Genomic DNA, 8,094 nt, shown 5'->3' with positions numbered 1-8,094 from the left:
AAAAAAATCAATTAGGACCAAAGCGGTTAATTAAGAGCGAATTAGGCAGTGTGAAATTATTATTGGTAATGATTTAGTAATGGTGCTTACTGCATTCATTTATATTCAAATTCCTTGTAACTCAATTACAAAAGTACAAAAAATAAAGCAATGAATCACTGGAAAAGCAATTACTTGGTACAGCATGCTTCAGTGATAATTATCAGATAATTCAACGGGTTATGATTGGTCAAATAATTTATTAGCTGTCATAATCTATATCCAAATTATGTCTGTATAAAAGACCTACAAGGTTAAGTGCCGAAAACTTCGCTTTTTTCATCTTGTTAACGTCTGGGTCTATAGCAAAATTTACTGCTGTCCTGAAATCTGTTTTTTCTAGAATAGAATTAGAGAATATAGCAGAGGAAAGGTCACATCCTAAAAATTCAGAGGCCGTCAGATCAGCCTCACCAAATTCAACGTCTTTTAATGTACAGTTCTTGAAAGTAGTTTTTCGAAGCTTTGTTCCAAAAAAATTACTGTAGTCTAAATGACATTCCGTAAACGAAAACGAAAACGCAAACTTGCTACATCTTGCAAAGTCTACCCCCAGCATTTTGCACCCAATAAATACAGCATTCCTGAATCCGGTTCCGTCAACGTCCACCATTGAAAAGTTACATTGTTTAAAAGTGCAATCTTCAAAATTATTGTCCTTTAGATCACTCTTGTTAAAATCACAACTGACAAATTCACACTTTATGAATTCTCTGTTTCTCAGTTTCTTTTCAGAGTAATTTATACCGGAAAATATTTTGTCTTGATGAATTACGGTTTCTTCCATTTTATATATTTTATATCCAAACAAGTTTAATTTTAAATATCAACAGTTTTAAGTAAGCACTTGAGAATCATTTTATTTGTTTTGTGATTCAATATATTATCCATTAATTGGTGTTAATACCTAATAAAGAATCGGTTACTTTAATTGCTGTAAAAAATTTAAAACCTTGGGTTTATCTTTTTCAGTAAGGTGTATACTACCCATATTTTCTGAGTACCAGATAGCATCTGCCACCAGAAAAACAATAGTACTATGTATGCTCAACTCCTCTCCATCGGTTGGCAAAATGTGAAGATTGTACCAATCTTCCCATTGTAGGCGATACTTGGAGTTAATCATGATTGCTTGGAGAATGATTCGCATTGTTTTAGCGTATTTTTCATCATTTTTCTTTTCTAAGATAAATTTCAGATAAGCAAAAGCACCATCCTTATCGACATTTTGATCTCTGTATTTTTTTACTTTATCCGTAAGGTTAATCAGGCTTTGATTTACTAGCTCATCCAGTAATTCTTCCTTATTCCTAAAATGATGGATAATCCCTCCTTTACTCAAACCTGTCCAATCAGCAATAGATTGAAAAGTTACGTGGTGCCAGTCTGATTCTGATCCAATGTGAATAGCCGCGTCGATAATCAACTGCTTACTTAATTCCGGTTCCTTTTTTCGGGTATATGAGCTATTTTCCAAATTATATCTTTATAGTTTATAACAAGCAACATTTGCAAAGATACCGAACGTTTGGTTTGTTTTGACATCGAATCATTAATTATTTTAAATACTTTTTCATTAACAGTTATGTCCTTTAATAAGACATGTCCTCATGGTGTTTTTCTGATTAAAACATAAAAATATTGCTACTAGAAATGGATAAAAATTTCCCAAGTTGGTTAGTACTTGGGAAATTTTCTCGTTTATAATAACAAATTTTGTAAAATATGGAAGAGACTATCTAATTTCTAAATATGTCACTTATGAGAATATCCCTGCCAAATATTATTGCTGAAATAAACAGTAAAGAGAGTAGATTATCCTCAGAGTTATCTCTGATTGTAGAAGAAGCCTACCAAATGACGATTTTTTTGCAAGATTTACTTCTCTCTGTGAAAGATTATGTAATCTCAAACGGATTTAAAAACAACGAAGAAGAAATTGATTTCTTCCGAAACATCAAACCATATATTTTAGGAAAATTAATCTACTACAATAAGCTGTTTAGAATAGAAACCGTTTGTCCAGTCAATGAAGGTGAGATCTATCATAAGTACTTTTCTAAGCATCTTGAAAAATTGAAGATAGATTACAGTGAGCACATCTGTAATTCTGATTTTTATAGATACTATCGTTCAGGCAGGGTTGACAGAGATGATTTATACTTCAGGTTAGGTAATGTTAATTGTTATGATGGATTAAATAGTATTGCTTTTGAAATCGATTTACAATTCTCAACTTACTATGACTACAAAATTGCCAAAATCATTTCAAATGATTTGCTATATTCTTATTTAATAAATAAGATAGCCCCTGATGATAATACAGGTATAAAACTGGATCATATAGATTCTATAAAAGAATTAACATGGACAAACTCAAAAAATGCACTTATTGAACTAATTTATGCAATACATGCGTCAGGAACAATTTGTCATGGCAAAATTGGGATTAGAAAGCTCGGCTTGATCTGTCAGATACTTTTTAAAATTCCTCTTAACGATGTACATCATGCATTTCATAGAATGAAAACTAGGAGTGGTTCGCGAACTACATTTTTAGATCAGCTTAAAATATCTCTTGAAGAATATATGGATAAAGATCTATAGTTACTTCGATACACCAATCTTAAAAGCAGTACCCTAAACGTACTGCTTTTTTCTTTACCCATATTTGCCAATTGGCAAATGTTCACAAACCGTTATTGCTGATGCTTTCATGTATTCTTAATGCCTAACAACTAGGTGTTTATATGATTCAAGAAAATTTAAAAAAAACTCCAAACCAATTGGCAGAGCTTGGCAGACAATACCAGCCAGACAATCCAACTTTGTATCGTAATTAATAAATACGTGTACAATGAAAATTATAACAATCGAAGAAGAAGCGTGGAAACAGCTCAATGAGCGGTTAAAGGCAATTAATGATTTTATCCTGAAATCAGAAGATACCAGCTATGATAGCCTCTGGCTGAACAACCATGAAGTATGTCAGTATCTCCATATTAGTGAAAAAACACTTTGGCGAATACGTACAAAAGGAGAAATAGCTTATTCCAAAATGTATGGACAGTATTTCTATACCATTGGAGCTATAAAAGATATGCTTAATGCCAATGCCGTACAGACCAGCGATGAATATGTACAGGAGCTTATGGCTAAAGGCAAGAGTTACATTGAGAAAGGTAGAAAACTAAAGAATTCTTAAAGGACTACATTATGAATATAGATAGAATAGAATTTATATCGTGGATGGAACGCATTATGGATCGTTTCGATATGCTAAAAGATAGCTTAACAGATATTGAAAAAAAGAAAAACACCATAGATGGTGAAGTATTATTAGATAATCAGGATTTACTTCAGATGCTTAAAATCAGTAGTCGTTCTTTACAACGTTATCGTTCTTCTGGCAAGTTACCATACTATACAATCAGCGGTAAATTATATTACAAATTAACTGACGTACATCAGTTTGTAAGAGAAAGCTTCAATACTCCATTGCACCGTACTAAAGACAGCAAGTGACAAATAATGCCCCTAAAGGACGCTTTGGTCATACCTTTTTGTGTATAGGTTATTTTCGAAAAGATAACAGTTTTAAAACAATAAAATTATGAGTGAAGAAACAATAGATAGTCCGCAATTACCGGATCAATTATCGGAAACACTTTTGGTATTGGACAAAGAAAAAAACAGGATTCAGGTTGTCAAAGGAATTGATAAAGACGGCAATCTCAAAACTGTAGAGCCAAATGAGAAAAACCAAAATCAGTTTATGCGTGTGGATAAACACGGAGATATGTTTTCTAACTTCTTTTCCAATTTTTTCCGTCAACTGAAGAATCCTACCCATTTTAAATTTTTTAAAGTACCAGCTGATGAAGCAATTGATACGGCAAAAAAAATGCAGCAACAGATTGATACACCTACTAAAGAAGGGGAATCAGTAATGGCAAAGCATGAGGTAAAAGAACCAGAGTTAAAACAAGAAAATCATAAAAATATGGAAACAACACAAAAAACTCCGGAAACAGGCGAATACCGTTTCAAGCCGGAACAGATTGATTGGGAAATGATGAACAATCTTGGATTGAGCAAAGAATATCTGGAAAAGAGAAACTTGCTTGATCCTCTTTTAAAAGGATATAAAACCAATGAATTGGTAACAGTTACGCTAAACCTCGGAACTGCTGTTTCCCGTCCTGAAGGCAGGTTGTCTTTACAGCCCGGCGAAGATGGCAAAGCTGTTATGCTTATCCATAGCGTAAGAAAAGAACCTCAATTAAACTTCCCTTTCTTTGGGCATGAATTCAGCAAAGAGGATAAAGAGAATCTGATTAAAACAGGCAATATGGGGCGAACTGTTGATCTTAAAAACCCTAAAACAGGTGAAACAATACCTTCCATTATAAGTGTAGATAGACTAACCAATGAGCTTATTGCTCTGCGGACAGATAAGATTAAAGTACCTGATGAACTAAAAGGCGTACAATTGAATGAGCAGCAGAAACAAACTCTTATGGAGGGTAAGCCACTATTGATTGAGGGAATGATCTCAAAAAAAGGTACTTCATTCGATGCTACAGTTCAATTCAATGCCGACAAACGTTATGTAGAGTTTTTATTTGATAGAACCACCAACAATAAGCAGACACAAAATCAGCAGCAAACACAATTACAAGGTACTTCTCAGGAAGCTCCGCGAAATTTCCGAGGAAAAGAACTGGATGACAAACAGTACGAGAAATTCAAAGAAGGTCAAACTGTATATGTAGATGGATTACTGGATAAAAAAGGCCAGAAATATCAGGGTTATATAACTTTTGACAAGGAAACAGGCAAAACAGGCTTTTCGTTTAACAACCCTGATAGGTTGAAAGAAAAAATCCAACCTGTTGAAGCACATAAAACTCAGACAGCTGTTAATTCTCAGGGAAAAACTAATGAGGCTACAAAAAATTTAAAAGAGCCTTTAAAGACAGGGCAGAAAAACCCTGACAGTAAGACGCAACAAGAGCAACAGGAAAAGCCAAAAGCTCCCGCTAAATCCAAAGGCAAAAAAATGTAAATCTCCAAAATAGCAAAATATGAAAGTAGTAATAGCAGAAAAGCCAAGTGTTGCAAGAGAGATTGCCACAATATTGGGTGCAACAGAAAAGAAAGAAGGATTCTTGACAGGTAATGGGTTTTACGTTACCTGGGCATTTGGGCATTTGGTTGCTTTGGGAATGCCTGAAGATTATGGTATCTCAGGTTTTCAAAGAGAATCCTTACCAATGCTTCCTAATCCCTTTTTATTGACAGTAAGGAAAATCAAAAAAGGCAAATCGTACGTACCTGATAACGGAGCTTTAAAACAGTTAAAAATTATTGAGCAGGTTATCAGTAAAAGCGAAAGTATCATTGTAGCTACTGATGCCGGACGTGAAGGGGAATTGATATTTCGTTATATATACGATTACTTTAAATGCAATAAACCTTTTGAGCGTCTTTGGATAAGTTCTTTGACCGAAAAAGCCATTAAACACGGTTTAGAAAACCTAAAACCTGGTAGTGACTTTGATGGACTTTACCATGCCGGACAAGGCAGAAGTCGTGCCGACTGGTTAGTGGGCATCAATGCTTCACAAGCATTGAGTATTGCCGCTGGGCATGGTGTATATTCGCTTGGACGAGTGCAAACACCCACATTAGCCCTCATCTGTAAAAGGTATCTGGAAAATAGAAACTTCTCAATAAAAACTTATTGGCAGATAAATCTGGAACATCATAAGGAATCAATAGATTTCAAAAGTCTTTCAAAAACTAAATGGGACGATAAAAAGCTAGCTGAAGACATACTGAAATCGTTACAGCGTATTGGAATAGCTAGAGTGATTGAAGCAGAGAGTAAAAAGATAGCAGAGCAACCGCCTCTATTGTTCGATCTGACAGGATTACAAAAAGAAGCTAATAAAAAACTTGGACTCTCTGCGGATGAAACGCTTAACATTGCTCAAAGCCTTTACGAAAAGAAACTGATTACCTATCCGCGTACAGGTAGTAAATATATTCCTGAAGATCTATGGGCTGAAATCCCTGGTCTAGTAAGACTACTAGAAAACAGAGAATCGTGTAAGGAAGCCAGCAAAAAAGTGAAATGGGGACGTTTCAATAAACGTATGGTGAACGATGTCAAAGTAACGGATCATCATGGTTTACTCATTACTGAAAAAATACCCGCTGAATTACCTGCCAAAGAAAATGCAATTTATGATATGATAGCTTTCAGATTATTGGAAGCCATCTCACATCCATGCTCCAAAGAAATAACAGATATTACCTTACAAGTAATACATTATGATTTTATTTTGAAAGGTTGTAAAATTCTTGAACCGGGTTGGCGTGCTATTCGTGGAAATTTTAGTGAGGATGACAGTGAGCCTATACAAGATATCCCCGAACTGAAAGTTGGTGAAGAAGTTAATATCAAAAGTATGCAGGTAATAGAAAAGAAAACTAAACCTCCTGTATTGTACACCGAAGCCGGATTGTTATCAGCAATGGAAAGTGCTGGGAGGGAAATTGAGAGTGAAGAGGAACGTAAAATTTTACAGGGGATTGGTATTGGCACCCCAGCTACAAGAGCAGCTATAATAGAAACTCTTTTTAAGCGTGACTATATTCGTCGCGAAAAGAAATCACTCATCCCAACAGAAAAAGGTTTGCAGGTTTATGATTTAGTTAAAGACAAAAAGATTGCTGATGTTGCTATGACCGCAGAATGGGAGTTAACATTACAGCAAATTGAAAATGATCAAGAAGATGCCACCATATTTCTTAAAGAAATGGAGTTATATGCAGATTTTATTACAAAGGAACTATTAGAATCTACTATTGTAAAACAGAAACAACCTGAACTGGAATGTCCAAAATGTAAACAACAGCAACTCCTCATTTGGAATAAGGTGATAAAATGTCCCGATGAAGTTTGTAATTGGATACAGTTTCGTAATGTTTGCGGAGTATTATTGAGTACCAATGATATTGAAAGTCTTTTAAAAACACGAAGAACAAAACTCATAAAAGGAATGCAAAGTAAATCAGGCAAAAAATTCGATGCATACATTGTGTTGGATACAACCGGAAAAAGCTCTTTCGAATTTCCACCCAATAAACAAAAAAAGAAATGAGTAATATAATCCTGTCCAAAAAAGAAATAGAAAAACTGATTTTCACCATTCGAGATAAACACGTAATGCTGGATAGCGATCTGGCTTCCTTATATCAGGTAGAAACTAAGAACCTAAATAAAGCCGTGAAAAGGAACATCGAAAGATTTCCACAATCGTTTTGTTTTCAGTTAACCGAAGAGGAAGCTGAAAACTTGAGGTTCCAGATTGGAACCTCAAGTTTAAACTATGGTGGAAGACGTTATTTACCCTATGCTTTTACCGAGCAAGGTGTGGCAATGGCTTCCGCCATTCTTCGTTCGTCTACAGCGATTAAGGTCAGTGTTGAGATTATGGAAGCCTTTGTAGAAATGCGTAGAATACTCATCAGTAATGCTTCTTTGTTTCATCGTTTGGATAAAATGGAACTGAAACAGTTGGAAACCGATCAAAAATTTGAAGAGATATTCAAAGCTCTGGAAAGTGACAAGCTACACATTGAAAAAGGGATTTTCTATAGTGGACAGGTTTTCGATGCCTACGCCTTTGTATCAGATATTATTCGAAGTGCTAAAGAGTCCATTATCTTGCTTGACAATTATGTGGATGATACTGTACTTACGCTACTAGGTAAACGAGAACAATCTGTAACCGCAACAATCTATACCAAAAGCATCAGCAATCAGCTTCGGTTGGATTTACAAAGGTACAACAGTCAATATCCCCGTATTGAAGTTGAAGTTTTTGCCGATAGCCACGACCGCTTATTAATTATTGACAGTACGGAACTTTACCACATTGGGGCTTCGCTTAAAGACCTGGGCAAAAAATGGTTCGCATTTTCACGAATGAATATAGAAGTGAGCAAAATTCTTCAGGTACTTAACAAATAACAAACCCTCCG

Annotated in this window: 8 protein-coding genes; 6 read left to right on the top strand and 2 right to left on the bottom strand. The window is 35.0% G+C overall.

Going from position 1 to position 8,094, the window contains the following annotated elements; all coding sequences use genetic code 11:
• Nucleotides 1–241 precede the first annotated feature (241 nt).
• Both B9Y69_RS00745 and B9Y69_RS00740 read right to left on the bottom strand, forming a co-directional pair.
• The gene (locus B9Y69_RS00745; RefSeq protein WP_058699790.1) at nucleotides 242–826 is read right to left on the bottom strand and encodes a pentapeptide repeat-containing protein; all 585 of its coding nucleotides are present in this window, start codon (nucleotides 824–826) and stop codon (nucleotides 242–244) included.
• 135 nt (nucleotides 827–961) lie between these two features.
• On the bottom strand, nucleotides 962–1,516 hold the full coding sequence (locus B9Y69_RS00740; protein ID WP_058699789.1) for a TetR/AcrR family transcriptional regulator: 555 nt from the start codon (nucleotides 1,514–1,516) through the stop codon (nucleotides 962–964).
• Between the two features lie 284 nt (nucleotides 1,517–1,800).
• On the opposite strand from B9Y69_RS00740, the gene B9Y69_RS00735 reads away from it, so the two are divergent.
• The 6 genes from B9Y69_RS00735 to B9Y69_RS00710 all read left to right on the top strand — a co-directional run bounded on the left by B9Y69_RS00735 (nucleotide 1,801) and on the right by B9Y69_RS00710 (nucleotide 8,083).
• Complete coding sequence (locus B9Y69_RS00735; protein WP_058700049.1) at nucleotides 1,801–2,646, top strand: RteC domain-containing protein; 846 nt, start codon at nucleotides 1,801–1,803, stop codon at nucleotides 2,644–2,646.
• A 250-nt stretch (nucleotides 2,647–2,896) separates the two neighbouring features.
• Nucleotides 2,897–3,244 (top strand): helix-turn-helix domain-containing protein, encoded by a 348-nt coding sequence (locus tag B9Y69_RS00730; RefSeq protein WP_058699788.1) that lies wholly within the window; start codon nucleotides 2,897–2,899, stop codon nucleotides 3,242–3,244.
• Nucleotides 3,245–3,255: 11 nt separating this feature from the next.
• Nucleotides 3,256–3,564, top strand: a complete 309-nt coding sequence (locus B9Y69_RS00725) for a helix-turn-helix domain-containing protein (RefSeq protein ID WP_058699787.1) — start codon at nucleotides 3,256–3,258, stop codon at nucleotides 3,562–3,564.
• An 88-nt stretch (nucleotides 3,565–3,652) separates the two neighbouring features.
• Nucleotides 3,653–5,107: a DUF3945 domain-containing protein gene (locus B9Y69_RS00720; protein WP_058699786.1), complete on the top strand. Its 1,455-nt coding sequence runs from the start codon at nucleotides 3,653–3,655 to the stop codon at nucleotides 5,105–5,107.
• 19 nt (nucleotides 5,108–5,126) lie between these two features.
• Nucleotides 5,127–7,211, top strand: coding sequence for a type IA DNA topoisomerase (gene topB / locus B9Y69_RS00715; protein ID WP_058699785.1), 2,085 nt, complete (start codon nucleotides 5,127–5,129; stop codon nucleotides 7,209–7,211).
• A complete protein-coding gene (locus B9Y69_RS00710) occupies nucleotides 7,208–8,083 on the top strand; it encodes an ORF6N domain-containing protein (RefSeq protein ID WP_058699784.1) in 876 nt (291 codons plus the stop codon). Before topB ends, B9Y69_RS00710 begins: the two co-directional genes overlap by 4 nt.
• Nucleotides 8,084–8,094 lie beyond the last annotated feature (11 nt).

Source organism: Sphingobacterium psychroaquaticum (assembly GCF_900177625.1).
Lineage (GTDB): Bacteria > Bacteroidota > Bacteroidia > Sphingobacteriales > Sphingobacteriaceae > Sphingobacterium > Sphingobacterium psychroaquaticum.
Note: the sequence above shows the minus strand (reverse complement) of the source record. Positions and strands in the feature narration are given on the sequence as shown.